This window comes from Tritonibacter sp. SIMBA_163, assembly GCF_046535935.1.
GTDB lineage: Bacteria > Pseudomonadota > Alphaproteobacteria > Rhodobacterales > Rhodobacteraceae > Epibacterium > Epibacterium scottomollicae.
On sequence record NZ_JAWJBP010001099.1, the window covers coordinates 1 to 244 of the forward strand.

Genomic DNA, 244 nt, shown 5'->3' on the forward strand with positions numbered 1-244 from the left:
ATTACTACCATTAACGATAGTTATCCGGTATTCGAACACGGCGTACTGATCGGGGCGGTCGAGCTGGCACGCGATGTGACGACGCTCGAGCGTGTCATTTACCAGCCGCTGAAGAAATACGAAGAACCGATTACCTTCGCTAGCCTTACTGCCGTCTCTGCCAGCATGAAAAACATCATCGCCCGGGCAGAAAAAGCTGCTGCCGCCAAACTGCCTGTGTTATTGGTGGGCGAATCCGGCACCG

1 pseudogene is annotated in these 244 nt (G+C 54.1%); it reads left to right on the forward strand.

Annotated elements, in window-relative coordinates:
• Nucleotides 1–244 (forward strand): annotated as a pseudogene (locus R0J92_RS25730) (AAA family ATPase); the annotation flags it as partial.